This is a genomic window from Paraburkholderia aspalathi (assembly GCF_900116445.1).
Classification (GTDB): domain Bacteria; phylum Pseudomonadota; class Gammaproteobacteria; order Burkholderiales; family Burkholderiaceae; genus Paraburkholderia; species Paraburkholderia aspalathi.
In genome coordinates this window covers 16,725-43,721 of sequence record NZ_FPBH01000004.1, presented here as the reverse complement: position 1 = coordinate 43,721, position 26,997 = coordinate 16,725, and the positions used below count along the sequence as shown (strand labels likewise).

Below are 26,997 nucleotides of genomic sequence, written 5' to 3'. Positions count from 1 at the left end.
GGGCGGTTCTGCGGGATCCGACTCAGATGTCTTCCGCGTAGTCGATACCGGTCAGCACACCCAGATGAGCAACGGTAGTGAAATGCGCCTCCTCGTTCATATCGATGTCCAACTCGCGCACATTGCCGCCCAGATCGGTCACGAATGCACGGCGCCCGCGGGAGTCCAGAGATACGCCAATCCCTTCTTTCAGCTCGCGGGCGAGCACCTGGCGATCAACCAGTCCGGACGCTGTGATTCTTGCGCGATTCAGGGTATTGCCGTCATGCGTATCGTCGCCACGATCCGTCCAGTAAAGCATGGTGTCGCGCTGATCGATATCGAGATCGATGGGCTCGGGCAGATCGGCCAGCAAACATTCGATATCCGGGCGCCGATCGGGTGTCGCGCCAGGCGGCAGCTCAAGGCCCGCCCTGAAGATGCGGCCCTCGCCGGCATCCGGCGCGCCCTTTTGTGTCCAGTAGACATGCCCGTTTGCCTTATCCAGGACGATGCCTACGCAATGGCGCTTCGCGTCGTGCGTATCTTCCGGGAAATTCCCGGTGCGGACGAGTTCCGTGACCTCCGAGCCGTCCAGCCGCGCACGCATGACTCGCATGCCTTCGCGATCGCACCAGTACAGGTGACCACCTTCCTTATCCAGCACGATTTCCTTGGGCGTTCCGGCCTTACCGGAAGGCACCAGCACCCGATGCCCGGTTCCGTCGAGCTTCGCGCTTTCGATCGTGCCGTCGTTCGGGGGAACGGCGCCTGAAGCCGGATCGCCGTCGACCAGATGGATGCCGGTTCCCATGTTGGTCCAGTAGACCATCTGGCTTTCAGCATCGACCTTGATGCCGTCGGGCGTGCGCGTGAGGTTCGCGAGAACGACCTCGTGTGAACCGTCCGGCGACAGAGCGATGATTGCCGGTGGACGTGCCTGCAGGACATACAGCGTACCGCCATTGTTCGTAGCCACAGTAAGTACCCTCCATCAGGTGTCGATAACCGTTGTCGTACTGGCGGAGTCGATGCGCAGACCCGCCGCTGCTGAACCATTCCCGACAGACTACCGTAGGTTGTGCGAGAACTTCGTGACGGTTGTTGCTCCGAGCGAAAGGGACAGTCGCATGGTTGTCGCCCGGAAGCTGCCTACTTTTCGGATCAGGCAACAAGCATTCGCCGTGGTTTGGGTCTGAAGGTCCTTCAAAACGCCGAGCGCGCCGTCGCGAACCGCGCATACAGCATGCGAGGCAGAACCAGTCCCACGGTCATCGCCAGGATAATCAGGAACGCCGTGGCGCCGTTCGCAACGAGGGCCGGGACAAGGTCGGCCGACGCACGCGGTCCGATGGCGACCAACTCAAGCAGCGTGCTTGCGGCACGGAACAGGTAGAAGCCCGGCATCATCGAGACGACCGCGGAGAAGCCGACGGCGGCGAACGGCAGGCGCAGGCGATCGACCAGCGGCGCGACGATCAGGCCCACCAGAAGGCAGGCGAAAAACGCCGCTATCGCAGCGTTGGCGCTCAGGATCGAGACGAGCGCCCAGCGCGCGGCGTGCGCCAGCATGCCGACGGCGATTGGCAGCGGCAGCAGGCGCCACGGCATCGAAAAGAAAGTCCCGAAGCTCGCGACCGCGCATCCTGCGGCGAGGACATCGGCCGCGAAGGGCGCGGGCGCGGCCGCGGACATCCCGGCCTGAAGCGCGCCGCCACTGGCGGCGGTTCCGATCAGCAGGCCCGTACAGATCATCAGCACGATGAGACCGGCATAGGTCAGCCGCGCGACACCCAGGGTGATCCGGGTGCGTGCAAGATCGATCGCACCATTGAGGATATGCGGGCCGGGAACCAGCACCATGCAGGGGCAAAACGCGACGAGCGATTGCGCGTCTGACAGGTGGAAGCGACCCGCGAGGGCGCCGATCACACCAGCGAGCGTGGCCGCGGTCAGCGGTTCGAGGAAAGGGTCGCTGCCAAGCTTTGCCTGCCAGCGACGGATCAGGGCCCCCGCGCCGGCGCTCAGGGCGATCAGCGCCAGGCTCGCCGCATCGTACACGCCGTAGATCACGCCGAGCGACGCAGCGCCGATGGCCGCGAAGAGAGCAAAGCGGAGTACCGCGACGGGTGGCATGCGCTCTGCCGCTACGAGCGCCGGGCGGGCGTCTGTGGTCGACATGGCGCCGTCGCACACCTGATGCACGATTGTCTGGACGGCGAGTACCTTGCCCATGTCGACGCCAAGCGGCGCGGCCGGGACAATTTCCGAGAAGGAGGTGTGGTCAAGCTCGACCACGAGTTCGTCCCAGTGTGGCAACACCCTGACCGGTACGCCAAGGGTGCGCCCGAACTGCTGCGCCGCGACGACCGTCCTTTCCGTGGTCTGCCCGTGCGTGAATAGCAGTGAGGCTGCCAATGAGACGGTGTCCACTTCGTCTATGGGGCCTTGGCGAGGGAGGGCGTCTTGGTTCATGCCGGCTCAAAGGATTGTGTCGGTCCGGATGTTCGGGGTCGCGAAGCTGGATGGGCGTCGCGGGGGCACCGTCAGCGTTGGTCAATATCCTTTGATAGTAGTGAGTGCGGCGCAGGGTGGCTATTACATAAAGCTGGAACTCTGGCGCCGCTTGCGCGCGATGCGAACGACGCCGAAGTGTGCGTTGCCGCAGGGAAGCATGCACTGCCGCGCCTGCCGCCAGGCAGCCTGCGCGGCGAACGGATTAGCCGACTGCCTTCTCGACCGTATTCCGCAAGGTACCGATTTTCTCGATCTGGACCTCGCAGATGTCGCCGGCTTTCATAAAAATCGGCGGCGTGCGGGAGAAACCCACACCCGAGGGTGTACCGGTGGCAATGACGTCGCCTGGTTTCAACGGGATGAGTGCCGAAGCATAAGCAATGATTTGCGCGACATTGAAGATCAGGTGGCGGGTATTGCTGTCCTGAAGCGTCTTGCCATTGAGCAAAAGCTTGATGTCGAGGCAACCCGGATCGGGGATCTCGTCTGCCGTGACAAGCCACGGACCAAGCCCACCGGTTTGCCAGAAATTCTTGCCCGAGGTCACCTGGCTCGAATGATATTGCCAGTCGCGCACGCTGCCGTCGTTGAAGCAGGTATATCCGGCGACATGATTCAACGCGTCGGCTTCATCGATATAGCGCCCGCCTTTTCCAATGACCACAGCCAGTTCTGCTTCGTAGTCGAATTCGTCCGATACCTTCGGTATTTGCAGAGGCCGGTCATGCGCGACCAGCGATTCCGGAAAGCGGGGAAACAGCGACGGGTGCTTCGGTTTCGGGCGTACGATGCCGGCATCCTGGACCTCCTTCAAATGATCCGCATAGTTGACGCCGACGCAATAAAAATGGGCCGGGTCCGGGATGAGCGGCAGGAAGGCCACGTCGCCCAGGACGTGGTCGGGCTGTGCTCCAACGAGTTCAGTCGCCGCGCCGAGTTTCCCGGCTTCGAGCAGGTGGCGCAGGCTGTTCACACCCAGCCGCCTGCCGATGTCGACGACACCATCATCGACGAGCGCCCCTAGACGGGAAGCACCTTCGAACTCGTAAGACAGAAGTTTCATGTTATCTCCGTTGCGTCGATTGAGACGACGACTCTGCCGGGGTTATCCCGGTTGCCATGGTTCAGGCTTCCTGATCAGCGACTGTTGCTTTGCTGGCGATATCGCGGAGCAGATCGTTCAATCCTTCGGAAATAAATCTTGCGGTCTCCTGATCGACAACCCGACCGTCCCGTATTTTTTCATGCACCATGCCGATGACAATCTGCGGACGCAATACGAGTAAAGCAGCGTTCGAGAGCAGCGTTTCGTTGAGTTGCGCCTGCGCTCTCACCCCTCCCGTAAAGGCCGGCGATGCCGAGAGCGTCAGCACGGCTTTCCCCTTCAGCTTTGATTTTCCGTAGGGTCTGGATGCCCAGTCCAGCGCGTTCTTCAGAACACCGGACATGCCGTAGTTGTATTCCGGCGTGACGATCACCAGACCTGCCGCGCGTTCGATTGCCTGCCGCAGGGCAGTCACCGACTCGGGAGGCGATTCGTTATCGAGATCCTGGTTGTACAAGGGCACAGCGTCGAGCGGAAAAATTTCGAGCGTCGCGCGGCTCTCAGCGGCATCGACGATGTTCTTCAGGATCGCCGTGCAGTGCGAGGCCTTACGCAGACTTCCCGAGATCCCAAGTAAAACGGGTCGATCAGACATTCCAAGTTCTCCAGTTCTGTTGTTAGCGGATCGTGCTGCCGTCAGTTTATTCCTAAAATAAGGAATTTTTCAACTGAAATCCTAAGGCTTCCATGGAAGCCGGATTTCTCTTCGCCGTCGAGGCTGTTGTTCCGTGAGGGAGGACAGCCAGCGAAGGAGCGAGTACCGTCTTGACATATTCCCATTATGGGGAATATATTGCACGAAAGCATGGGCGACCGGTGTCGTCCACGGTCTGGATGGGCTACGTGTTCCGGGCTGTTCAGAACAGCGACCGATGAAGGCATCGGTCCAGTGCAAAGAAGTGGAGATAAGGATGAGGATGACTGAAGAAACAGGATTGGAACGAAGCGAGCTGGATCATAAAAACTCCTACGGCATGATCTTCGAGCAGGACGTTCCGATTCCCGTAAGCGATGGGCTCGTTCTGCGTGCGAACGTATTCCGTCCGGACGCAGAAGGCAACTTTCCTGTGATCATGGCGCAGGGCGTATACGGCAAGGATCTCCATTTCGAGGACGGCTTCAAGACGCAATGGGATCAGCTAGTCAGCGTGTATCCGGACCTTTGCAGCAACGGCTCCACGGGCAAATATCTTCGCTGGGAAACGGCCGATCCTGAGCGTTGGGTTCCTGATGGTTTTGTGATCATCCAGGTCGATTCGAGGGGAAGCGGCAAGTCGCCCGGCTACCTGGATCCTCGCTCGCCGCGCGAGATCGTGGACTACTACGACGCCATCGAATGGGCGGCCCGGCAACCCTGGTCGAACGGCAAAATCGGCTTGCTGGGTATTTCCTACTACGCCGTGACGCAGTGGCGCGTCGCGACGCTGAGACCACCTCATCTGGCAGCGATCTGCCCTTGGGAGGGTTATACAGACTACTACCGCGACAGCACGCATCACGGCGGCATCCTGAGCAGCGGTTTCGCTAATTACTGGTGGCCGAAGCAATGTCTCGCCGTGCAGCACGGCAATGGCGCCTCACCGCATCGGGAACGGGAAACCGGCAAGCGTGTCACCGGCGAAGAAGCATTGAGTGAGCAGGAACTCATCGCCAATCGCACTGACTATGTCGCCGATATCCTGCGGCACTCGCTGGATAGCGCCTGGTGGCGCGAACGGACGCCGGTGCTCGATCGTATCGAGGTGCCGGTGCTGTCGGCCGGCAATTGGGGCGGTCCCGGCATGCATCTGCGCGGAAACATCGAGGGTTTTCTCGGAACGGGTTCGCAGCAGAAGTGGCTCTCCCTGCACGTCGGCAAGCACTGGGAGGGGTTCTATCTTCCCGAATACGTCGCCATGCAGAAGCGCTTCTTCAATCATTTTCTGCGCGATGAGCAGAACGGCTGGCAGAAAGAGCCTGAAGTGCGGCTCGTTGTGCGCGATCCTCGAGGCGATCGGGTGCGCACAGCGGCGTCGTTCCCGCTGCCGGAGACGCAACCCACACGCCACTACCTCGACGTCGCGTCGGGCATGCTCTCCACCGATTGTCCCGCAGAGGAGTGCAGCGCGATCTTCGACGCCATGGGAGACGGGGTGAGCTTCACGACAGCACCCTTCGCAGTCGATACCGAATTTACCGGCTTCATCACGGCCCATCTCTGGGTGTCTTCATCGACGGAGGACATGGACCTGTTTGCCGTCTTGCGTATGGTCGATGCGGCCGGCAAGGAGCTCGTCATCAATGGTGCGCACGAAGCGTCTCCCGTGTCGCGCGGCTGGCTGCGTGTATCGCATCGCAGGCTCGATCCACAGCGGAGCAATGCGCTACGTCCCTTCCATACTCATGACCGGGTCGAGCCATTGGTGCCGGGTGAGTTCTATGAAGTGGACGTCGAGATCTGGCCAACCTCGATGGTCTTTCCGAAGGGCTATCGATTGGTGTTGACCATCATGGGCAAGGATTTCGAGTTCCCCGACATTCCGGGCCGGATCCTGCACAAGCATGCATCCGACCGCGGCGGCGCGACCTTCCAGGGCAGCAGTCGCATTCTGACCGGCGGGACTCGTGCGTCCTATCTGACGCTTCCCCATATCCCCGGAACTAACGATTGAGAGGAGCAGGCAATGCAGATTCGAAGGGTAGTCACCGGACACAAGCCGAACGGCGAGGCCACGATCCTGATCGACGAATCGTCCAAGGATGTTGTCAGCTTCCGTCCAGGCGCCACGGTCTGCAATATCTGGTCGGCGGCGTTGCCGGCCGATAACGACGACCCCAACGACGGGGCGAAACAGATCGTGGGCACGGCGATGAAAGGGCGCTCAGTCTTCCGTGTCATCGAATACGCGCCGGGTGTCGCGCCGCGCAATCATCGAACCGATTCGATCGACTACGCCATCGTGCTCGCCGGTGAGATCGCGATGGAAATCGATCATGAAGCTGTGGTGCTGCGCGCTGGAGATGTGCTCGTGCAGCGCGGCACGATTCACAACTGGGTCAATCGAGGTGATGCGCCATGTGTCATCGCTTTTGTCCTGATCGATGCCGCGCCGGTGACGATCGCGGGCGACGCGATGACCGCGGTCGGATGACGCAAAGACACCGGTAGTCGGTACGGACCACCTGCCGGTGATTTATTGCCGCACTGCCTGCATGATTCGCAAATTTATGAATGAAGATCCTCAGCAGTTGAACACTATGAAAGGAAATATGATGAAGCCGATTAGGCGGGTGCTGATTGTAGGTGGAGGCATCGGCGGTCTGTCACTGGCCGTCGCATTAGGGCGCCGGGGGATTCAGGCTGAAATCGTCGAGATCAAGTCTGAACACAACGTCTACGGTGTGGGCATCATCCAGCCCGGTAATGCGCTGCGTGCGTTGAACGGTCTTGGCCTGATGGAGCGTTGTCTCGCCGAAGGGCTTCAGATCGACTACTACGTGATGAACGACAGTGACGGCGGGTTCATTGCCAGGATGAAGCTGCTGCGGATCGCAAGTCCGGATATTCCTGCCGTCAACGGTTTGCCGCGCACGGCGCTGCACCGCATCCTGACCGAGACGGCTAACGCTCTTGGCGCGAGGATTCGGCTGGGGTTGAGCGTGCAGGCGCTTGAACAGGTCGGCGACGAGGTGGACGTGACACTGACCGATGGCTCGCGGGAAAGATACGATCTCGTCGTCGGGGCAGACGGTATCCGCTCGCGGATCCGGACGTTGCTATTCGGCAGTCAGTTCGACCCTCAATACACGGGCCACGGTGTCTGGCGTTTTACGACTACCCGGCCTGCTGAGATCGACCATCAGATCATGTATTTCGGCGTGGGGGTTAAAGCGGGGATCATGCCGGTCTCCAAGGACCAGATGTATCTCCTGCTGGTCACCAATGAACCCGGCAATCCGCGCTTCGAAGCCGCTCAGCTTCCACGCCTGCTGCGCGAACGCCTGCAATCATTTACTGCGCCTCTCGTCCGACAGATCCGCGAACAGATTGAAGACCCGGCGCGCGTCATCTATGGTCCGATCGAGGAGGTCATCATTCCATCGCCCTGGTATCGCGGCAGTGTGTTGCTAATCGGCGATGCCGCGCATGCCTCCGGTCCACACGTGTCGCAAGGAGCGACCATGGCGATCGAGGACGCGGTCGTGCTGGCAGAGTTGATCGCGGAGGGTGAGGGCGCGGAGAAAACGCTCGCGAGGTTCATGGAACGCCGCTACGAGCGATGCAAATTCGTGCAGGACATCTCGCACCAGATCGGACAGGACGGCAATCTCGACGACCCCGTCCTTTGCGAACTGCGTAATGAGCGAATGCGCGCTGCCTTTCAGGACCCGCAGCCGCGGCCGCACGAACGGCGCCTCGCGGAGCCGATCTAGAGCGTGTGGGAGAGCGGTGAAGGGCGCACGCTCACCGGTTATCGCTTGCGCGGCGTTCGCGCGGCTGCCGATGGCTTGTCCAAGCTTTTGTCGCTCGCCGCTACGTTGATTGCGGCGGAGCCCATCACCAGATCGGTGACGAAGTCGCAAAATCGTTCCTTGAATGCGGGGGAGTCGACTTCGTTTCCGAACAATGCAGTGAAGACAGGTTTCGCGCTGAACATGAATTCGCAAAGCGCGGCAATCGAAACGTGAATGAATCGCGCATCCAGTGGATAGGCCTGTCCGGTAGCGTGTTCACCGCTCAGGAGCGTCTGCAATTCGCCGATGGAATGCCGGAACCTCTCGAGCGCGGCATCGCGTTCGGGGCCGATCGTGTTGAAGAGATAGTCGACCACCAGACGATGGTAGTGCGGGTTGCTCCCGAAAAAGTCCAAAAAGATCGAGATGCGCAGACGCAGACGATCTCTGACGGAACCGTCGTGGACGTTGGAGGCGATGAAGCGGTTGCGCAGTTCCTCCGTGATCTGGATGGCGACCACCTTGAGAAGATCCGGCATCTGACCGAAGTAGTAGCGGATCAACTTCTTGTCGATGCCTGCCAGCAGCGCCACCTGCTGGAACGTGATCTCTCCTGGCGGTACGGTTTTCAGTGTCTCCCGCGCCGCGGCCAGGATAGCTTCCTTGCCGACGGCGCCAGCAGTGGACGGGCGGCCTTGCGGGCGTCGAGTCTTTTCAGTTTTTCGGGCTGGCATATCCGGGTGGTTCTTTTCCTGGTGGTGACGGGTAATCGTACTCGGAGGATTGGAGCATCGCAGCGGAATTATGCCCAATCCGCGACTGTGGTGAGGACGAGGTTGGCGGTACCCGCAGTCGAAGCATATTGACATTTCCCATAAATGGGAATTAAATCATTGACAGTGTTCAGCGGATAGGAGAGAAAGTCAATGCTTGAGCTTTATCACACGGTGAACTCCGTCTGCGCGCAGAAAGTCAGGATCGAACTGGCAGAAAAGGACCTGGATTGGGAAAGCCATCGGATGACCTTACGCGGCGATCAGTTCGACGAGGCTTATCTCAAGCTCAATCCGAACGGTGTGGTGCCGACGTTGATCCATGACGGACAGCCTGTCATCGAATCGTCAGTCATTCTCTACTATCTCGAGGACTGTTTTCCTGACGTGCGGTTGATGCCCAAAGACCCGATGGGTCGCGTTACCGTGCGGCTGTTCAACAAGTTCATCGACGAGTACGTGCACAACGCCTGCACGGTGCTGACTTTTGCTATCGCATTCCGGACACGCTTCCAGAAAATGGATCCGGTCAACCGCGAAAGCTATCTATCGGGCGCGCCGAATCAGAAGCGTTCCGACTACAAGCGCGATGTGATAGCCCACGGCCTGGACTCGAAATTCTGTGTCGAGGCAGTCGGGCATTTCATCAAGCTATTGCAGTGGATCGAACGTGCAACGCTCGATCATGACTATCTGGCAGGCGGCGAATTCTCACTCGCGGATATCGCGGTCATACCCTATGTGATCCGTCTGGACATGTTGCGCCTCGCGCCGATGTTGCATTCCTATCCTCATGTGGCGGCATGGTACGAGCGCACGCGAAAACGCCCGGCGGTCGAGCGCGCAATCGTCAGCGGCATGACGGCGGTGGATCGGGCGCCGTTCGAAGAGATTTCCGTCGATCCCTGGCCAGCCATCGGCCGCATGGTGGAACAAGCTTAGATTCATTCACCGTCGGAATCGACGTTCAATAATAACTGCCCTCGTCGACGGGCAGACGATATCAGGAGACTTGACGTGTTGACGGTAAAAGCAATTGTTCCCACCGAGGAGCATGCAACCCATTCGCCGGCAACAGCGGCCGATGCCAATCATGCGGCCGCTGCGGCGGAAATCACCGCACGTATCGAGCGGCTGCCGTTCTCTTCCTGGCATGTGCGCCTGGTTGCCGTGGTTGGTATCGCGCATTTGCTCGATGCGTTCGACTCGCTGGCCATTGCGCTCGTGCTGCCTGTACTGATCGAGCTCTGGCACTTTTCCCCGGGTCAGGTCGGGCTGGTTTTTTCCATCGGGTATCTTGGGCAGATCGTCGGAGCGATCGGCTTGAGCTGGTTGTCGGAACGCTTCGGGCGCCTTCGTGTACTGCGTCTCGCGCTGGGTATCATGGCTGTTCTTAGCCTGGCGACCGCGTTCGCCGGCAGCTACATGACCTTCGTTATCCTGCGCCTGATCCAGGGGCTGGGACTCGGCGGCGAAGTGCCGGTTGCCGCCACCCTGGTCAACGAACTAACGCCGGCCCGTTTTCGTGGCCGCGTTATCAGTTCGTTACAGAGCATATTCGCCGCCGGTCTTTTTCTGACGTCATTCGCTGCAGTCTGGCTGATTCCGCAGTTTGGCTGGAAATCGATGTTTTACCTGGGCGCGCTGCCGGGCTTGCTGATCTTTGTGATTGGCGGCGTGGTCCCGGAATCGCCGCGATGGCTAGCGTTGCGAGGTAGGATCGATGAAGCCACCGCTGCCACGGAGCGTATCGAGACGGCTATATCGAAGCAGGGCACGCGAACCCTTCCGGCGGTCGGCCCGCTCACACTTCATCCTATGCGGCGGCATGGCCGCTTTGCGGATCTGTTCCGCAACGGCTATGCGGTTCGTACCGTCTGCATCTGGGTCCTGATGTTCTGCATTTCCGCATGTGGCAATGCGCTGATCACCTGGCTGCCGACGATCTACAAGACCGTTTATCACGTCACCCTCACCAACACGTTCCTACTCAGCAGTGTGCTGGGCATCGCGGGCCTGTCTGGTGCCATTACGAGCGTTCTCGTGATCGACAGCATCGGCCGTCGCCGCACTTTCATGTTGTCGTTGTTCGGCAGCGCCGTGCCGCTGATCGTGCTGGGGTTGGCCGGGCAGGTGCCGATGCTCGCAGTGGTGTCGTTGCTGACGGTGAGCAACTACCTGCTCGCCATTGGGCTCGGCAGTATCCATACCTATGCCACTGAAATTTATCCGACCCGCATGCGGGCGCTAGGTGCAGGCGCGGCCATGGCCTGGCTGCGTATCGCTCAGGTGGTGAGTCCGCTTGTGATTGGGGCACTCCTTAGCCACATCGGCGTTGGTGCGGTGTTTCTCTTCCTTGCCGTGATGGGATTGATCGGTGGCCTGACGGTTGCCGTTGCCGCAATCGAAACCAAGGGCCGCATTCTCGAAGAAATCTCCGTTTGAAGCTGTCTTTGTGACAGCGTGGCCGCTTCGGAGAATTGGAATAAGCGGCTTTTTTCGCGTTCTTGAATGGAGACACAAATGGCTATATTGGGTGTGCAAACAGTGGTGTTCGGCGTCGACGATATGGCGCGCTGCACACAGTTCTTCGATGATTTTGGCCTGGTGAGAGAAGGTACCGATGCCGTAGAGTACAGACTACGCGAAGGTTCGAACGTAGTTCTGCGGCAGAGTACAGATTCCGCGCTGCCGCCGTCTTTCGGTTCGGGGCCGGGTGTCCGGCAGGTCATCTGGGGAGTCGATAGTCAGGCAAGCCTCGACGCGATCGAGGCTGATCTGCGTCGTGATCGGGCCGTCGAAAAAGACGCTTACGGGCGAATCTATTGTATCGACGATGCGGGCTTGTCGATCGGGTTTGGTCTCTTCGAACGCCAGCCGCTGATCTCGGACGAAGAGCTGGTCAACTCGCCTGGCCGCTCGCTACGCTGGAATCGCCACCGTAAATGGTTCAAGCGCGCGGCGCCTCAACTCATCCATCATGTCGTCTTTGCCTGCCCGGATTACGAGAAGGCGGCGCGGTTCTATCGGGATCGACTTAAGTTCCGCATAACGGATGTTTCACGCGATCGCGGCATATTTCTTCGAGCCGACGGGCGGTCCGATCATCACAACCTGTTCTGGCTAAAAGACACGCGCGCCCGATTTGTCCATATCTCGTTCGGCGTCGAAAATCTGGATGAGCTTGTAGCGGGTGCGAATCATATGCAACGCACGGGCTGGACAAGCAACCTGGGGCTGGGGCGGCATCGGCTTTCTTCGACGATATACGCTTACATCAACAATCCCGCAGGCGGTGAGGCGGAGTATTCGGCCGATACCGACTGTCTGGACGATCGCTGGCAACCGAGAATCTGGAACCCGCCGTTTGCAAATCAGCATTGGGTTGCGAATCTGCCGGAGTTTCTGATCAAGCATCCCGAGGAAGATGTGAGGCTGCTAGCCGAGATCGATCCCGAACTGGCCAGCATTCCGGAGTAGCCGGAAGGCTTGCTTCAGAACGGCCAGCCTCGAAACAACCGAGCAGGCGGCCGTTCATCGGGGAGCGGCTAGAACGAGTGCCGGATGCCAAGCATGCTGCCCACCTGACTCATCCCTTTGCCTGGCGTGGACGCTCCGCCGCCGCTTACTGAATAAGCGGCCTTGGCGCTGTTCTGCAGAAAACCAAGTTGCGCATACACTGCCGTGCGCGGCGACAAAAGGTAGGTGGCGCGGGCCACTTCCATGCTTGCTCGCGTATCTTGCTGGCGATCGATAACCCGCTGCAGCAGCATGTCGAAAAACAGCGCCGGCGACATCTGATAGTCCGCCTCCAGCGCATATTGATTCGACGTGATGGTGGGTGTTGTCGTTGAGGCCGAGTTCACATGACGATTCAGCCATACTGCCCCGAAGGTGAACTTGCCCACCTTCGCATACCCGTCCAGCACCAGACGTGCGTCCCGATTGCCGCTGCTGGTCAGAGCAACGGGTGTCAGGCCGTTGAAGAGGCTAGCCGCGGCACCCGGACCACCATTCTGACGATCGTAGCTCGCCGCGGCGCCCCAGCTTCTGGCGTCGTATTTCAGCAGAAGCGACCATTCCCGGCATGCCGCGGCATTGCCGGGAATACTACCTGCGCAGGTTCCCTCTCCGGGCGTATTGAATCCGTTTGCCGGTGACGCGTCCCGACCGAACGAGTAGCTTGCGCCGACCGTCAGGCCTCCGACGTGCTTCTGATAGACGACCGTATTGTCGCTGCGAGGATTTGCAATCCATGCATCGAGCGAGGCCAGTCCATAGATGTTGGTGCCGACGATATCGGCGGGCTGCAGCGACCAGAACAGCATTGAATACTGCCGACCGAAGGTCAACACACCGAGCGGACCGTCGATCCCGACAAAGGCTTGTCTGCCGAACAAGCGACCACCCTGATTGAGGCTGCCTGTGCCGGTTGCAAAACCGCTTTCGAGCGTGAACACCGCGTTGTAGCCTTCGCCAAGCGGCTCTGAGCCTTTCAGACCCCACCGCGAGGGTAGCTCGCCGGTGGTGCTCGGCATTCGCACGAGCGAACCGCCCGTCGGGTTCGCGTGATTCACGTATTCAATGCCCGTATCGATGATTCCGTATAGCGTGACACTCTGGGCGCGGGCCGCGCTGCACCACGTTGAAGCGAGCGCAGCTACGAGAACGCCTGAGATCGCCGTGATCCGATTCATGCCTGTCTCCAATGTATATTTTATAGTACTAACTGATGTGAAGCAGTCTGGAAAGCATTTCCACCTAACGTTCGGCGACCTCCAGCCTTTTCGCGTTTCCTTGGTGCGCGGTTGGTCGCCGGCGCTTTCTCTATCGGCAAACTTTGCCGAAGATGCGATTGCGATTTTCGAGACCGAAGCGCGTGAGACACGATCGCATGCGCAAAGCCGTGCTTCGCGTCACGAATGGGATCGCATGGATGGAATTTATATTCCCACAATGGGGAATTGTCAATTGACTGGATGGGAAGGATTTCCCTTAGTCAATGTACGAAGCGTCTCGGCTGATTTGCCGGGATGGCGGGTGGCGGGGTAGGGGGAAGCGAGACGAGTGCCGGTTCAACGCGCATCTTCCTGGCACGAGTTTCATAATGCTGCTAGATTTTCGCTACCTGCACTCTTGATCGAGAGTCCCATGACCGACAGACCGAGCTCCAACGTTTCCGTTACGCGTTCGCTGGCCCTGATCGCACTTGTCGTTGCCGTGGTAGTGCTTGCCTTCGCCTACACCGCAGGCTGGCTTTCGCCAGACCGCCTGACCCCCGCAAAAATCGTCAATGGCCTGGCGCCTCCAGGCGGACCCGCTTTGGGTTTCCGGCGTAACCACGCTAAAGGCGTCTGTTTTACCGGCATATTCGAGTCGAATGGAGGCGCAGCAGCGCTGTCAAAGGCGCAGATGTTTGCGCCGGGCTCGTATCCGGTCACAGGACGGTTCAATCTGGCCACGCCGGATGCCAAAGCCACAGACGCTACCGTGCGCGTTCGCGGCCTCAGCCTGCGTGTGGTCACACAGGATGGAAACGAATGGCGCTCGGCGATGATCGATGCGCCTTTCTTCCCCGTTGCGACGCCCCAAGGCTTCTATGCCCTGTTGCAAGCTTCGGCGCGAACGGACGACCCCGACGCGATGAAGAACTTCATTGCCGCCCACCCTGAGTTTGCGAGATTCGGTGCGTGGGCAACCGGCGCACCCTGGACGGCGTCTTATGCGCAAGAGCGGTATAACAGCCTCAACAGCTTTATCTTCACGAACGCAGAAGGACAGGATCAGGTCGTGCGCTGGTCCTTTGTACCGGAAGCGAAGCCTGAGCCTGTCTCTCCGGACGATCTTAAACAGCGCAGCCCCGACTTCCTTGCTTCGGACATTACGCAGCGGGTGAGCAGCGCTCCGCAACGCTGGACGATGATCGTCACCCTCGCCAATCCGGGTGACCCGACTGCCGATCCGAGCAAAGCCTGGCCTGATGATCGCCGCAAAGTGGAGGCCGGCACACTGGTGGTCAACGCCATCGAACCCGAAGCCAATGGGCCGTGCCGTGATCTCAACTTCGATCCGACAGTGCTTCCTTCGGGCATTCGTGTTTCTGACGATCCGTTCCCCGCTGCGCGCTCGGCGGCCTACTCGGTATCGTTCAACCGTCGGACCGCCGAGGACAAAGATTATCCGCACACGCCAACCGCAGGGGTCAAGCCATGACATCGAGCCACAAGCGCTTCACGCCAATACAGCGCGCTTTGCACTGGATCATGGCGATATGCATTCTGTCGATGCTGTTTATTGGCGTCGGCATGGTGTCGACCGTTCGGCCCGACTATCTCACGCTGGTTTCGATTCACAAACCGTTGGGCATGCTGATTCTCGTGCTCGCGCTGATCCGGCTGATAGTAAGACTTGTGCGAGGTGCGCCGCCACTACCATCAGATATGCCTGAGCCGATGAAGCTTGCGGCTTATCTTTCGCATGTAGCGTTCTATGCGTTGATGTTTGCACTTCCGCTACTCGGCTGGGGCATGCTGTCAGCAGCCGATTATCCCGTCGTGGTGGCCGGCATTCGACTGCCGTCATTTTTGCCTCACAGCAACGAACTGCACACGCTGCTCTGGAATGCGCACAGATTTCTTGCGCTGTGCTTCTTTGCGCTGATCGTTCTTCATATCGCAGCCGCGCTCTTTCATGCGCTGGTCAGGCGCGATGGCGTTTTTCAGGCCATGGCGTCGTGGCGCAAAGGGTAGAGGTTTAAGCGGAAGAAGGTGTATGCCAAATCCGGTGACCGGCGAGCCTCAACGAGCGCTCGCCTTATCATCGGCTGTGCTATTGGCCTCCTAGCGGAGCGACCATTAAACAGGATGACTCTTGAAAGGATAGAGGTGGAGGCGCGCTTTGTGGCAAATTCGGTGCGTGCGCTTAAAGCGATTGTCGCCACGCACAACGCTGTGACCTTCTTGCCGAAGATATCGGTTCAGCCTGAATTGAACCAGGCTAGCCTTTTTGCGCTGCCGAGCTCGAACCCGATTCTGCAGTCCGCACGCGCTCAGGTCTTTGTTCGACGCGGCAGGACATATTCGTCCGCGCTTTCAGCATTAGTGAGCGTAATGGGTGAGCGGCGGTACTTTTCGACATCGCCTTTGAAAGGCAGATAGCGGGAAATCGGCCAGCCGGACCATCTGCCCTAACGCGCCATTCAGCCGATATTTGATCCCCGTCTGCGACGCAGCGTCCCGTCACGGCCCATAGATTGCTCCCGACGCGTGATTCAAAAAATTTGAAGTACCGCGTCAGATACTTTCGTTTGCCGACTGAAATTCGACCGGGTATCTTCAAACTCACCAGTGACGTTTGAGTCTTGATGAGGAAGGAAATGGAGGCAATCGGTTACGACAGGGTGAGCGCTTATCGGCTCGAGCGAACGCGCTTGATGCTCGCGGAAGCAGGTGTCGACGCCGCCATTCTGTTTGACCCGTTGAACCTTCGATACGCGACCGGCAGTCGCAACATGCAGGTGTGGAGTTCGCACCATATGGTCCGCTACGTGTTCGTTCCGGTCTCTGGCCCCGTTGTTCTGTTCGATTACGGTGGCGCGATGCATCTTTCCGACAGCAACACATTGATCAGTGAAACGAGACCCGCGAAATCATGGGATTACTTCGGCTCCGGAAGCCGGGCCGCTGAACACGCAACCCTATGGGCGTCCGAGATAGCTGACCTCCTGCGGGAAGTCTGCGGACAGGATGCCACGCTCGGTCTGGACCGGGCCGATCTCTTGCCATTGCGAGCGCTCGACCGGCTAGGCGTACATGTGGTCGACGCCAAAGGTCCTCTCGAACTCGCAAGATCTGTCAAATCAACCGAAGAGATTGAGATCATTCGTGGCTCGATGCAAGTTTGCACCGATGCCATTACCTTCATGCGTCAGCATGCCAGACCAGGAGTGTCGGAAAACTATCTCCTCTCTCTGCTGAATCAGTACAACATCGAACATGGTGGTGAACATCAGGAGACACGATGCCTCGCGTCTGGCCATCACACCAATCCGTGGTTCACGGAAGCGTCCGCCAAGATCATTGAAGCAGGGGAAATGCTGGTGTTTGACAGCGATCTGGTGGGTCCAAACGGCATCTTCACTGACCAGACTCGCTCGTTCGTTATTGGAGATTGTCGTCCGACACCCGAGCAGCGGACCAACTACGCTCTCGCTTACGAGCAGTTGCAACACAATCTGTCGTTGCTGCGCCCAGGCTTAACTTTCGAAGAATACGTCCAGGCGTCGTGGCAGATGCCGGATCTCTACGTCCCCAACCGTTACGCGGAGATGGTTCACGGAATCGGTTTTGGCGTGGAATACCCACTCGTCTATTTCCGACAGGATGCTCCGGCGTGGCAGTACCCTGGCGAATTCGTGGAGGGTATGACCGTTTGTGTTGAAAGCTATATTGGCGCGGTCGGAGGTCCAGATGGTGTCAAGCTCGAACAACCCGCCTTGATTACATCAACCGGCCCAGTCGCTCTTTCTGACTGTCCGTTTGAGCTCGACTATCTTTGAAGATAAGCGGGCAATCGTCGATTTCCACTTTTTTCTCGATCCCGGTCTCAGGTCATGTCCACCAAGAAGTATTTTTTCAGCACTGCGCCGATTTACAACATTCGTGCTACTAAAGATATTGAAAGAAAAACGATTGAGTGGTCAACGTGGGTATGCAATGACGACAGCTATGCCCATCGATATTTCCCCGGCGCTTCGTTTTACGTCGTGAGGGGGAGGGCACGTCTAACTTTCCCAGATGGGACGGCTGTTGATATCGAAGCGGGCGATTTTGTGTCAATAGCCACGGGTGCCGAGGCAACGTGGAAAATCGACGCCGAGATCGAAACTAGATACTGCTATCACGCCGATGTGCCCACGAGCGGCAACCGTGCTTCGCGGGTGAGCGCATGAGCCAGACGGTGATATTCGACTATGTTATCGGAGGCGCAGGCTCGGCGGGCTGCGTATTGGCTCGAAGACTGGCTGACGCCGGCCACACGGTTCTGCTCATCGAAGCGGGTCCGAGCGATAACTCCTGGATCATTCGGATGCCTGCCGGGCTGCGATCGATTTTTCGGCCGACCTCGAAGTATAACTATTGGTTCCAGACTGAGCCGCAACATCATTTGAATGACCGCCGGATAACACAGCCCCGCGGACGCGTGCTAGGGGGGTCCTCATCGATCAACGGTATGACATGGCTGCGAGGTCATCCACTGGATTACGAGCGATGGGTAAAGGAAGGTGCAACAGGCTGGGGATGGGAAAACTGTCTCCCGTATTTCCGCAAAATCGAGCGAAGCGAGGTCGAAAGCGAGTACCGCGGTGCGGAGGGATTTATTCGCGCACAGCGCCAGGAGCGCCTGAGCCCTCTGAACCAGGCCTTCCTGGCTGCTGGACAGCAGGCAGGCTATCCGCTGACCGAAGACGTTAACGGATATCAGCAGGAAGGCGTGTCGCGTTTTGAAATGAGCGTTGACAGAGGTATTCGAAATAGCGCCTCGTATGGGTACCTGCATAGCCGGCCCGATGACGACCGGTTGACTGTCTGGACCGACAGTACCCTGCGCAGAATCAACTTCGTCGGGAATAGAGCCACCGGATTCAACGTGAAGCGGCATGGTGAGCTCGTGAACGTTGTGGCACGTAAGGAAACCTTGCTTTGTGCTGGCGTTTTTGGCTCCCCACAACTGCTGATGCTGTCCGGGATTGGACCCGGGGAGCATCTCAGCGAACACGGCGTCGACTCACGCGTGAATCTTCGCGGCGTCGGGTCAAACCTTCAGGACCATCTTGAGTGCCACATTCAGATCGAGACTCGTGAGCCGGTATCGTTGAACCGGGAACTTCAACTGCACAGAATGCTGATCGCCGGAGTTCAGTGGTTCGGTTGCAAAACAGGCGTCGCGGCGGTGAATCAATGCCACGTCGGTGCGTTTCTGAAAAGCGCACCGGACATTCCGCATCCAGACATCCAGTTCCATTTTTTTCCCGTGTTCTTCAACAAGGACTGGACGCCAACCAGGCATACAAATGGGTATCGCATCGGCGTTGGCCCGATGCGTCCGACGAGTCGAGGACAGGTACGCCTCAGAAGTGGCAGGGCTGATGATCCTGTTCTGATCGACCCGAATTATCTTGCCACTGAAGAAGACTGGCGTGTCATGCGTGAGGCAATACGCCTGGGGCTTCTGTTTTCCAGCCAGCCAGCGTTCCGACGCTATCACTTTCGGGAAGACATGCCAGGAGTCGACATAACTGACGTCGAACGCCTTGATGAGTTCATCCGCGAAGATGCCGCCAGCGCCTACCACCCATGTGGCACGTGCCGCATGGGATCAGGAAACGACCCAATGACGGTCGTAGACGCTGATCTCAAGGTGTTGGGAGTGGACGGACTTCGAGTCATTGACGCTTCCGTCATGCCGTCCGTGCCAAGCGCCAATATCAACGCCGCGACGATCATGCTGGCCGAACGCGCCAGCGACCTGATACTCGGAAAGAAACCGCTGAGTCCCGTTGCTCTGAAATTTCACTCGTGAGATTCACTTCGATCGGTTCCAGGCGATGAGGGATCAAATTGATCGAGACGAGACCGCCACAATGTTGCGCACTAGTCGGAAATACCACTCCACATATCCAGGGAAAAGGAGAACCAAATGAAACATCTCAAGAAGCTTGTTCTGGCCGGCGCATTTGCGCTCACCGGTCTCATCACCGGAAACTCGATGGCGGACTCAAAGCCGACGCTGAACCTTGGCTATGTGCAAGGCTGGGATGACAGCGTCGCGTCTGCAACGGTGGCGGCACAAGTCATCGAGAAGCGCCTCGGATATCCCGTCAAGCTTATTCCCGCAGCACCTGGCATCATGTGGGGAGGCGTCGCGCGAGGTGACCTCGATATCATTCTCGCGGCGGCTTTGCCCAACTCACACGCCGCTTACTGGGAACGATACAAGGATCAGGTCCACGACCTTGGCGCCAACTATCTTGGAGCAAAGATAGGGCTCGTCGTACCCGACTATGTCTCCATCGACAGCATTGCCGACCTGCAGGCGCATAAGGCGGACTTTTCTGGGCGCATCGTCGGGATCGATGCGGGTGCGGGCATCATGAAAAAGGCTGCGGACGCGATCAAGGTCTACAACCTGGATTACCAATTGCTTCCCAGCTCGGGACCGGCAATGGTCGCGGAACTCTCCCGATCCATCAACTCACACAAGCCTGTCGTCGTGACGGGATGGATACCGCATTGGATGTTCGCGAAATGGAAGCTGAAGTTCCTCCAGGATCCGAAGAGTGCTTTCGGCGACGGAGATCATTACGATAGCGTAGTTAACCCGAGCCTCGACTCGAAAGCGCCTTCGGTGGTTGCATTCCTGAAGAAGTTCCAGTGGAAGCCCGGCGAGCTCGACAGCATTATGCTTGCCACGGAGAACGGCGCTAAGCCCGAGGATGCCGCTGCTTCGTGGATCGCCGCGCACGGAGAGCGCGTGAACACGTGGGTCGGCGCGAGTCAGTAATTCTGGCACTTGCCGAACGAGGTAAGCAACGACGTGCCTTCGCATATGCCTGAACACCTGAAAATTCCGGTCAAGGGCTTCCTTCGGTACGCCGGGCCGAAATAATCAGCTGCGTTTGCAGAAAGGCCGCAATCGCCTCCATTCCCGGCTTTCCTCCGCTAGAGACTGCGAGGCGGATCCGGAGGCGATCGTTGACCGGCGTGATCCTAAGTCTGTTCGCCACGTTGGTTGTCAGGCTCAGCGAGCTCTGGGGGATGAGGGACGCGCAAAACCCGTTCTCAACGGCCGAGACAATGCTTGCCAGATTTCCTGAACGGAAGGCGATTCTGTGTAATGGAGCGTGCTGAGCTGCGAGACGTAGGGTCATGTCTCGCAGCACACAATCGACGTCCAGTAGTCCGATCGGCGTATAGCCGCCGGTAATAGGCTCGACCGGCAAGGGCTCGGCCCAGACGAGACGCTCCTCCCAAAGGGGCAAGCCGGAGTCGATGTCTACATCCTGGGTCAGAATGGCGAGGTCAAGCTCATCATTCTCGATCTTTCGGCGCAGCTTCCGGCTCAGGTCACATTCAACTGAAGGCACTACCGCTGGGAAATTGCCGTGCAGGTACGGCAACGCCGCAGACAGGAGCGCAGGTGCATAGTCCGCCGGTACGCCTATTCTCACCTCACCAGCAATAGGATCGCTCGCGAACGCATTGACCAACGTGTTCTCAAGCCGGAGTAGGGCACGCGCGTGAATCAACATTCGCTCGCCAGCCGGCGTGACGCGGAGGCTCTGATTGTTCCGCTCCAGCAACCGCTGCTGGACAGCGTCTTCGAGCCGCTTGATCTGCATGCTGACTGCCGACTGCGTCAGATGAAGGTGTTCCGCCGCACTTTTGAGGCTGCCGGAAAGGCAGACCGTCGCGTACGTCTCCAGAACATTCAAGTCGAGTTTTCCTCTGCGCATGGTTCGATCCACGTAGGCGACAGCGTATTTTGAACGAGAAGTGGCGGCGAGGCTACGGCGATGCGGGTGCACTGCACCCGCTCCGTGTATTGATGGACGAACGGTACGGAGGAAAGCACACATGTCATTCTACATACACAACTGAAACTCCAATTCTGTTATGAGTCGCGTGCCGACTCCGACCGCGTCCGCGCAGACGCGGATCGCCCCGTCTCTATCGAAGCAAATGATGAAGTCGATGTTGAAGGGTTCTCTATAACTCCCTGTCTGGAGAAAATACCGCTGCTAATGAGGCAGTCAGCGCGCCTGCCGCTGCGATGCACCGCCAATCGATCAGCAGCAGGGGGGAGATCAGAGCAGAGCCCAATGCGCCGCCAAGAAAGAAGATGGCAATGTAAAGACTATTCAGGCGACTGCTGGCTGATTGATCCAGCGCTAGTATGGCTCGCTGTGAAATGACGTGAGACACCTGTACACCTGCGTCGATCATCAGTGCTCCTATGACCCATCCTGTCACCGAGTCCAGTGCCCCTACCATCGCGAACCCGCAGACGACAAGCGAAATCCCAGCGATGCGACCAATCCGCCCGAACCCATGGTCGGCTGCGTAGCCAGCGAGAGGTGCCGACAGTGCGCCAGCTGCCCCGACGAGCGCGAACAATGCCACAGCCATCGAATTGAACCCGAATCGGTGCATGAGGATGATCGGCGCAGTACCCCAGAAGAGGCTAAATGACGCGAATAGGCATGCCTGGGCCGTTGAAAGTTGCCGCAGGGATCGGTGCGCCCGCGCTAGCGAAAGTAAAGATCCGATCAACGCCTTGTAGCTGTGCCTTGCTTCCGGTTGCCTAACCGGAAGCTGGCGACTGAGAAGAAGCGTGAGCGCGACGAGAATGACGGCGTCGAGAATATATAGACCGCGCCACCCCAAGACGTTTTCAGCGATGCTCGCAATAGGTCGCGCAAGCATGATGCCCGCGAGTAGTCCGCCAGTGATCTTGCCAACTACTCGACCTCGGGACGCATCGTCAGTCATGTGCGCCGCCAAAGGGATAAGCATCTGTACGGCGGTGGTGCCGACACCAAGAGAAAACGCGGCGACCAGGAGCAGAACAGCATTGGTTGCGCCTGCCATCACAGTCAACGCGACGCAGAGTCCGGTGAGTGTCAGCAAAACGAGTCGTCGATTCTCCACGAGATCCCCGAGGGGGGCGAGAATGACTAGTCCAACGCAGTAGCCCGCCTGGCTGAGTGTAATGACCAGACTTGCGCCCCAAAGCGGCAGTCCGACCTTGGGCGCGATGAAGACGATAAGCGGTTGTGCGAGGTAACTGCTGGCTGCGATAAGTCCGCATGCGAGCGCCATAAGCGCAGTCATCGCAAAGCCGATGTGGTGAGTCGAGGAAGCAGGCGATTCCTCAATTGATAGATCTGTTCCCACTGCTCTCATCTCATCAATGCCGTTTTGTCATTTGTTCGGGCAGGTATGTAGCTGGAAACAGAAACCGATTTTCAGTCGGCGTATCTTTGCCCAGTTACGCAACCAGCGTCTTCAGAACATCATCGAGCGGAATTTGAGCTTTACGGTGCTCAATGCCAATACCGCCCTGGAAGTCAATCCAACCCTCGTTGAAGCCATCGATCATGCGGATACGGGGCATTGGATACTGCATGCCTTGTGACCGAAACAGTGTTTCCCATGTATCGCGCGGCACCGGAACCATGCGCACAGGATGGCCCAGGGCGGCGCTGAATCCGGACGCGATGTCGTTTGCGCTATAGCGTGCAGGCCCCTCCAGTTCGACAATTCGCACGCCGGTCCATGCGTCACGAAGGATTTCTGCTGCGTTGCGTCCGATGTCATCAGCGGCCACCATCGGGATGGGATGGTCTAGCGGTTGCAGGAAGCAATGAATTGCCCCGGTGCGCGCGGCATCTACATCCCACGCTGCGTTTTCCATGAACCAGGCCGCACGAAGCATGCACACTGGGAGGTCCAGCGTGCGAAGCATCTCCTCGGTCATCCTGGAGTTATTGAGCAGGTTGGGCTCCGCGACATGCGCACCAACTGTCGAAAGGAACACTACCTGTTTTGGCTGCGCAGCCAGCAGCGCTTTCTTGACTGCAACAGCGTTAGCCTGCGTTTGCGGGAAGCCTGGTTGGGGATCGTAATTCGGAGGTGTCATCAGGAACACGCCGTCTGTGCCCTCGAAAGCCTTCGTAAGCGCTTCGGCGTCGCCGATTTCCGCAAGAGCGATCTCGCAACCGAGCTCTGCCCATGATTGACCCTTCGCGACGTCGCGGACAACGGCACGAACAGGTAGTCCTGCCTTCAAAAGCGATTGAGCGACGACACCGCCGACTTTTCCTGTAATTCCTGTAATTGCGTACATTTGATTTAGTCCTTTAAACGATATTGAAACTGTCGGGGCGGCGGACATAGCCTGCCTTCGGAGATCAGCGGCGAAGGAAGGGGACCTCGCCGAACTTCAGGAAACGACGAAAACCGCTCGAATACCGTTCAATCTGGCATCCAGACAATTGGTTGACGGCGAGTAACCCGGCAGAGCGCTGATTCAATGCATCGCTGCCTTCTGATGAAGCGTCTTGGAGCTTAAGTTGAACGACCTGGTAAATGAATATCCGCCACGTCAGAAGTCATATGACAAAATGTCATTAAAAATAACGATTTGATTCAATAGACTTGAGAGTGTGTGACAGTGGCGAGGCTACGCATGCTGGCATTGGGTCCGTAGTAAAGCGCGCGGGCGATTGGCTACAGGTAATTCGGGCGAGTGAAAGTCCAGCCTGAAGGCGACCGTCCGGCGAGGCAGAGTGCAGATTTGCGGGCCGGACGGCATGTCGTTCAGTGATGCGCAAAGAGAGAACTGAGCCCTTTAGCGACAGTGCGGCTGCCCGATGCCACGGAGCCGTCCTGTACGCCACCGAAACTGCTTTCGACGTTGGCATCGGTGTCGCGCTGTGCGCTGATCTTGGCCTCGGCAGCCTGAATGTCGTCCGGGTAGTGGGGATCGTTCTTACCCGGGAGGTAGCCGGCCTTTTCGATCTGCACGAGTTCGGCGCGCACCTGGGCACGGGTTACGGGGGAAGCGGTTTCCTGGGCATGGCTCGCGATTGGAAAGGCAAGGGCAGTTGCGACGGCCAGGGTGAGTTGACGGAAGTTCATGGCAAATCTCCTTCGGTTTGGGTTAAGAGAAGAACGTATGGTTCGGAATGGATTCTGGACAAAAGGAGATGAAACTGAAATAGCATCGCGGTCATCTCATCGATGCCGGATTGTCATGAAATGAATCGCCGGGAAGCTGGCAGGAAGAAATGAATCGCGCAACCGAAACGCGTCGCAGCTAAATTCTGCGGCCAGCGCTGCTGGCAAAATGTTCGACAGGTATCCGCGTCGTTGGGAGACGGGCTGCGGGTATGATGTCCCCGATATGTCTTGAGGTCGCGGCGGACGACGGTTCAGCTGGGAGCCGGAAGCGACTGTCTACCGCGATAGGGGACTGGCCTCGTGAAAGCCTCTGAAATGCGCCGGTTTTCAACGGCAGGGAGATGCGAAATCGTCAGCGCGGGGTCACGGCCGGACGGGTGAACCGCTCATCCACGCGGGACAAGCTTTCGAGCTCAAAGATGGTGAACGATCTTGTCGTTAGGGACGACTAGCCTTGGGTCGCCTATCAAGCGTTTTTTCTGGCGCTGCGCTGAGCGACACAATGAAATCGAGAAACATGCGCACCTTTGCCGGAACATGGTGGCGGGAAGGATAGAGTGCGTAGAGAGGGAATCGATCGTCAGGCCAGTCGGGGAACAGCTCCACGAGCCGGCCATCCGCGAGTAGTTGTTCTACACCGAGCTCCATTACCTGAGCAATGGCGTGCCCGGCCACGCAGACGCTATGCATGGTGCCGACATCGTTGACCGTGAGTCGCCCAGCCACCTCAACGGAAATTTTTTTGCGTCCGCGGTGAAATTCCCAGTCGAAGGGCCGCCCTGTTTCGGGATCCCGAAACCTGATGCATTGATGAGTATCATTTTCGAGCTCGGAGGGTTGCTCGGGGCGGCCCTTGCGCTTGAGATAAGCGGGCGCTGCAACCGTCAGGATGCGCGTATCGAGGAGCTTTCGTGCCACAAGACTGGAAGGTCGGGGTTCACCAAATCGGACCGCGAGGTCAAAGCCGTCGGCGATCATATCGCCGAGCTGATCTCTTGTGACCAATTCCAGTCGGAGCTCCGGATACTGATCGATAAATGACCCTAGCTTCGGAGCAAGGAGCAGGCGGGAAAAAAATGGATCGACATTGACCCTCAGGCGACCGCGTACGGCAGTCGCTCCTTCGGTAGCGGACGTCGCGGCCTCTTCAAGCGCCGCAAGCAGTGGTATCACTTGTTCGCAGAGGCGACGGCCCTCATCCGTCAGCGTGACAGAGCGCGTCGTGCGATCCAGGAGACGGACCCCGAGGCGCGCTTCAAGCCGTGCTATGCAGCGGCTGACACCGGACTGAGACATGTCGAGCATGTCACCCGCACCAGCGAAACTACCGGTGTCGACTATCGCGGACAGAACACTCATCCCGTTCAGAATTCGTTCGTCGAAGCCGGCCATCAATGCCTCCGCAGCATTTATCAAATGACACTGATGTTATCGCGAAAGGACGTGTCGACGCACAAAATTGCCGCATTGAATGATGCGAATCAGGAGGGGCCAATGTTTGCGGTTACCGGAATTACCGGGCAAGTAGGAGGGGTCGTTGCACGTGTTCTGCTTGCGGCAGGACTGGACGTGCGTGGAGTCGTTCGGGATCCTGTCAAAGGAGAGGGCTGGGCAAACCAGGGATGTGAGGTGGCAATAGCCGAAATGAACGACGCAGTCGCCTTGGCACGTGCTTTTGACGGAGCCGACGCGGTCTTCATTTCGCTCCCCCCGAATTTTGATCCGGCGCCCGGGTTTCCTGAGTCGAAGGCCGCAATCGCCGCTTTGAGCGACGCCCTGACCGCGTCAATGCCCAAGCGTGTAGTTTGTCTGTCCACGATCGGTGCCCAGGCAACGCAGCCCAACCTGCTGCAGCAATCAGGAATGATGGAGCGAGCATTCGGCTTGCTGCCTATGCCAGTCGCGTGCCTCCGCGCGGGATGGTTCATGGAAAACACGGCATTCGACCTGGAGCCGGCGCTCGCGTCCGGTGTAATTCCCAGTTTCCTTTATCCGTTGGACAGGCCTGTTCCTATGGTAGCAACCACCGATGTAGGCCGGATGGCGGCGAACCTGCTCCGCCAAAATTGGACTGAGCACCGGATCATAGAACTCGAGGGACCGCGTCGGACGACGCCCAACGAAGTCGCTGAAGTGTTCTCCCGATTACTAGGTAGGAATGTTCGGATGGAGCCTGTGGCTCGGGACACGTGGGAGCGTCTGTTCGCGTCCCAAGGAATGAAAAATTCATTGCCGCGTATCCAGATGCTGGATGGTTTCAACGAAGGGTGGATCGAATTCGAACGCCCGGCGAGTACAGTCAAAGGCAGCGTTCCGCTGGAAACAGTCGTGCGCGGGGTGATCCAACGTATGTCTGAAACCGTCTGACTGTACCGCTGTTTCGACCTTGGTAAAGGTGTCAGTCGTCGCTTGCATTTCTTGTAATTATCGTTTAATAATTAAATGA

The 26,997-nt window shown here is 58.4% G+C and carries 26 protein-coding genes; 15 read left to right on the top strand and 11 right to left on the bottom strand.

The features are described 5' to 3' along the window. Positions 1–22: 22 nt before the first annotated feature. The 4 genes from BM438_RS07625 to BM438_RS07610 form a co-directional block, all read right to left on the bottom strand. Positions 23–958, bottom strand: a complete 936-nt coding sequence (locus tag BM438_RS07625; RefSeq protein ID WP_093633695.1) for a hypothetical protein — start codon at positions 956–958, stop codon at positions 23–25. Between the two features lie 227 nt (positions 959–1,185). Further along, on the bottom strand, positions 1,186–2,454 hold the full coding sequence (locus BM438_RS07620) for a threonine/serine exporter family protein (RefSeq protein ID WP_093633694.1): 1,269 nt from the start codon (positions 2,452–2,454) through the stop codon (positions 1,186–1,188). 244 nt (positions 2,455–2,698) lie between these two features. Continuing rightward, positions 2,699–3,559 (bottom strand): fumarylacetoacetate hydrolase family protein, encoded by an 861-nt coding sequence (locus tag BM438_RS07615; RefSeq protein ID WP_093633693.1) that lies wholly within the window; start codon positions 3,557–3,559, stop codon positions 2,699–2,701. A gap of 61 nt (positions 3,560–3,620) precedes the next feature. Further along, a complete protein-coding gene (locus tag BM438_RS07610) occupies positions 3,621–4,196 on the bottom strand; it encodes an NADPH-dependent FMN reductase (RefSeq protein WP_093633692.1) in 576 nt (191 codons plus the stop codon). Between the two features lie 277 nt (positions 4,197–4,473). Here BM438_RS07610 and BM438_RS07605 point away from each other — a divergent pair, with 277 nt between their 5' ends. The 3 genes from BM438_RS07605 to BM438_RS07595 all read left to right on the top strand — a co-directional run bounded on the left by BM438_RS07605 (position 4,474) and on the right by BM438_RS07595 (position 8,014). Next, entirely contained in the window at positions 4,474–6,252 is a 1,779-nt protein-coding gene (locus tag BM438_RS07605) for a CocE/NonD family hydrolase (RefSeq protein WP_244179280.1), read from the top strand. Between the two features lie 12 nt (positions 6,253–6,264). Next, entirely contained in the window at positions 6,265–6,732 is a 468-nt protein-coding gene (locus tag BM438_RS07600) for a cupin domain-containing protein (RefSeq protein ID WP_093633691.1), read from the top strand. A gap of 61 nt (positions 6,733–6,793) precedes the next feature. Further along, positions 6,794–8,014: an FAD-dependent monooxygenase gene (locus tag BM438_RS07595; RefSeq protein ID WP_093633690.1), complete on the top strand. Its 1,221-nt coding sequence runs from the start codon at positions 6,794–6,796 to the stop codon at positions 8,012–8,014. Positions 8,015–8,052: 38 nt separating this feature from the next. Here the strand turns inward: BM438_RS07595 and BM438_RS07590 are convergent, their stop codons facing one another. After that, complete coding sequence (locus tag BM438_RS07590) at positions 8,053–8,847, bottom strand: TetR/AcrR family transcriptional regulator (protein WP_143131664.1); 795 nt, start codon at positions 8,845–8,847, stop codon at positions 8,053–8,055. A 114-nt stretch (positions 8,848–8,961) separates the two neighbouring features. Between BM438_RS07590 and BM438_RS07585 the strand changes: the two genes are divergently transcribed. From BM438_RS07585 to BM438_RS07575, 3 genes are all read left to right on the top strand, one after another. Beyond that, on the top strand, positions 8,962–9,750 hold the full coding sequence (locus BM438_RS07585; RefSeq protein WP_093633688.1) for a glutathione S-transferase family protein: 789 nt from the start codon (positions 8,962–8,964) through the stop codon (positions 9,748–9,750). Positions 9,751–9,825: 75 nt separating this feature from the next. Next, positions 9,826–11,253, top strand: a complete 1,428-nt coding sequence (locus tag BM438_RS07580) for an MFS transporter (protein ID WP_167378336.1) — start codon at positions 9,826–9,828, stop codon at positions 11,251–11,253. A gap of 66 nt (positions 11,254–11,319) precedes the next feature. Next, positions 11,320–12,288, top strand: a complete 969-nt coding sequence (locus BM438_RS07575) for a VOC family protein (protein WP_208620626.1) — start codon at positions 11,320–11,322, stop codon at positions 12,286–12,288. A gap of 68 nt (positions 12,289–12,356) precedes the next feature. On the opposite strand, the gene BM438_RS07570 is transcribed toward BM438_RS07575, so the two are convergent. Then, positions 12,357–13,505 (bottom strand): porin, encoded by a 1,149-nt coding sequence (locus BM438_RS07570; protein ID WP_093633685.1) that lies wholly within the window; start codon positions 13,503–13,505, stop codon positions 12,357–12,359. Between BM438_RS07570 and BM438_RS44695 the strand changes: the two genes are divergently transcribed. The 8 genes from BM438_RS44695 (at position 13,492) to BM438_RS07535 (ending at position 20,370) form a co-directional block, all read left to right on the top strand. Next, on the top strand, positions 13,492–13,860 hold the full coding sequence (locus tag BM438_RS44695) for a hypothetical protein (protein ID WP_143131663.1): 369 nt from the start codon (positions 13,492–13,494) through the stop codon (positions 13,858–13,860). The genes BM438_RS07570 and BM438_RS44695 overlap by 14 nt on opposite strands. Positions 13,861–13,959: 99 nt before the next feature. Beyond that, a complete protein-coding gene (locus BM438_RS07565; protein WP_093633684.1) occupies positions 13,960–15,021 on the top strand; it encodes a catalase family peroxidase in 1,062 nt (353 codons plus the stop codon). Continuing rightward, entirely contained in the window at positions 15,018–15,557 is a 540-nt protein-coding gene (locus tag BM438_RS07560) for a cytochrome b (RefSeq protein WP_093633683.1), read from the top strand. Before BM438_RS07565 ends, BM438_RS07560 begins: the two co-directional genes overlap by 4 nt. A 114-nt stretch (positions 15,558–15,671) precedes the next feature. Then, positions 15,672–15,965, top strand: a complete 294-nt coding sequence (locus BM438_RS46945) for a LysR substrate-binding domain-containing protein (RefSeq protein WP_093633682.1) — start codon at positions 15,672–15,674, stop codon at positions 15,963–15,965. A gap of 218 nt (positions 15,966–16,183) precedes the next feature. After that, complete coding sequence (locus tag BM438_RS07550) at positions 16,184–17,365, top strand: M24 family metallopeptidase (protein ID WP_167378335.1); 1,182 nt, start codon at positions 16,184–16,186, stop codon at positions 17,363–17,365. A 54-nt stretch (positions 17,366–17,419) separates the two neighbouring features. Next, positions 17,420–17,758 carry a cupin domain-containing protein gene (locus tag BM438_RS07545; RefSeq protein ID WP_093633680.1) on the top strand — a complete coding sequence of 113 codons (339 nt, stop codon included), beginning with the start codon at positions 17,420–17,422 and terminating at the stop codon, positions 17,756–17,758. Beyond that, a complete protein-coding gene (locus tag BM438_RS07540; protein ID WP_093633679.1) occupies positions 17,755–19,389 on the top strand; it encodes a choline dehydrogenase in 1,635 nt (544 codons plus the stop codon). The genes BM438_RS07545 and BM438_RS07540 overlap by 4 nt, the downstream gene beginning before the upstream one ends. 117 nt (positions 19,390–19,506) lie before the next feature. Beyond that, complete coding sequence (locus BM438_RS07535) at positions 19,507–20,370, top strand: glycine betaine ABC transporter substrate-binding protein (protein ID WP_093633678.1); 864 nt, start codon at positions 19,507–19,509, stop codon at positions 20,368–20,370. A gap of 70 nt (positions 20,371–20,440) precedes the next feature. Here BM438_RS07535 and BM438_RS07530 read toward each other — a convergent pair whose 3' ends face one another. The 5 genes from BM438_RS07530 to BM438_RS07510 form a co-directional block, all read right to left on the bottom strand. Then, positions 20,441–21,322 (bottom strand): LysR family transcriptional regulator, encoded by an 882-nt coding sequence (locus BM438_RS07530; RefSeq protein WP_167378334.1) that lies wholly within the window; start codon positions 21,320–21,322, stop codon positions 20,441–20,443. 253 nt (positions 21,323–21,575) lie between these two features. Continuing rightward, entirely contained in the window at positions 21,576–22,763 is a 1,188-nt protein-coding gene (locus tag BM438_RS07525; RefSeq protein ID WP_167378333.1) for an MFS transporter, read from the bottom strand. A 94-nt stretch (positions 22,764–22,857) separates the two neighbouring features. Next, positions 22,858–23,715 carry an NmrA family NAD(P)-binding protein gene (locus BM438_RS07520; protein WP_093633675.1) on the bottom strand — a complete coding sequence of 286 codons (858 nt, stop codon included), beginning with the start codon at positions 23,713–23,715 and terminating at the stop codon, positions 22,858–22,860. A 473-nt stretch (positions 23,716–24,188) separates the two neighbouring features. Then, positions 24,189–24,509 carry a DUF4148 domain-containing protein gene (locus BM438_RS07515; protein WP_093633674.1) on the bottom strand — a complete coding sequence of 107 codons (321 nt, stop codon included), beginning with the start codon at positions 24,507–24,509 and terminating at the stop codon, positions 24,189–24,191. A gap of 480 nt (positions 24,510–24,989) precedes the next feature. After that, complete coding sequence (locus BM438_RS07510) at positions 24,990–25,943, bottom strand: LysR family transcriptional regulator (protein WP_093633673.1); 954 nt, start codon at positions 25,941–25,943, stop codon at positions 24,990–24,992. A gap of 102 nt (positions 25,944–26,045) precedes the next feature. Between BM438_RS07510 and BM438_RS07505 the strand changes: the two genes are divergently transcribed. Beyond that, positions 26,046–26,918, top strand: coding sequence for an NmrA family NAD(P)-binding protein (locus BM438_RS07505; protein ID WP_093633672.1), 873 nt, complete (start codon positions 26,046–26,048; stop codon positions 26,916–26,918). Positions 26,919–26,997 lie beyond the last annotated feature (79 nt).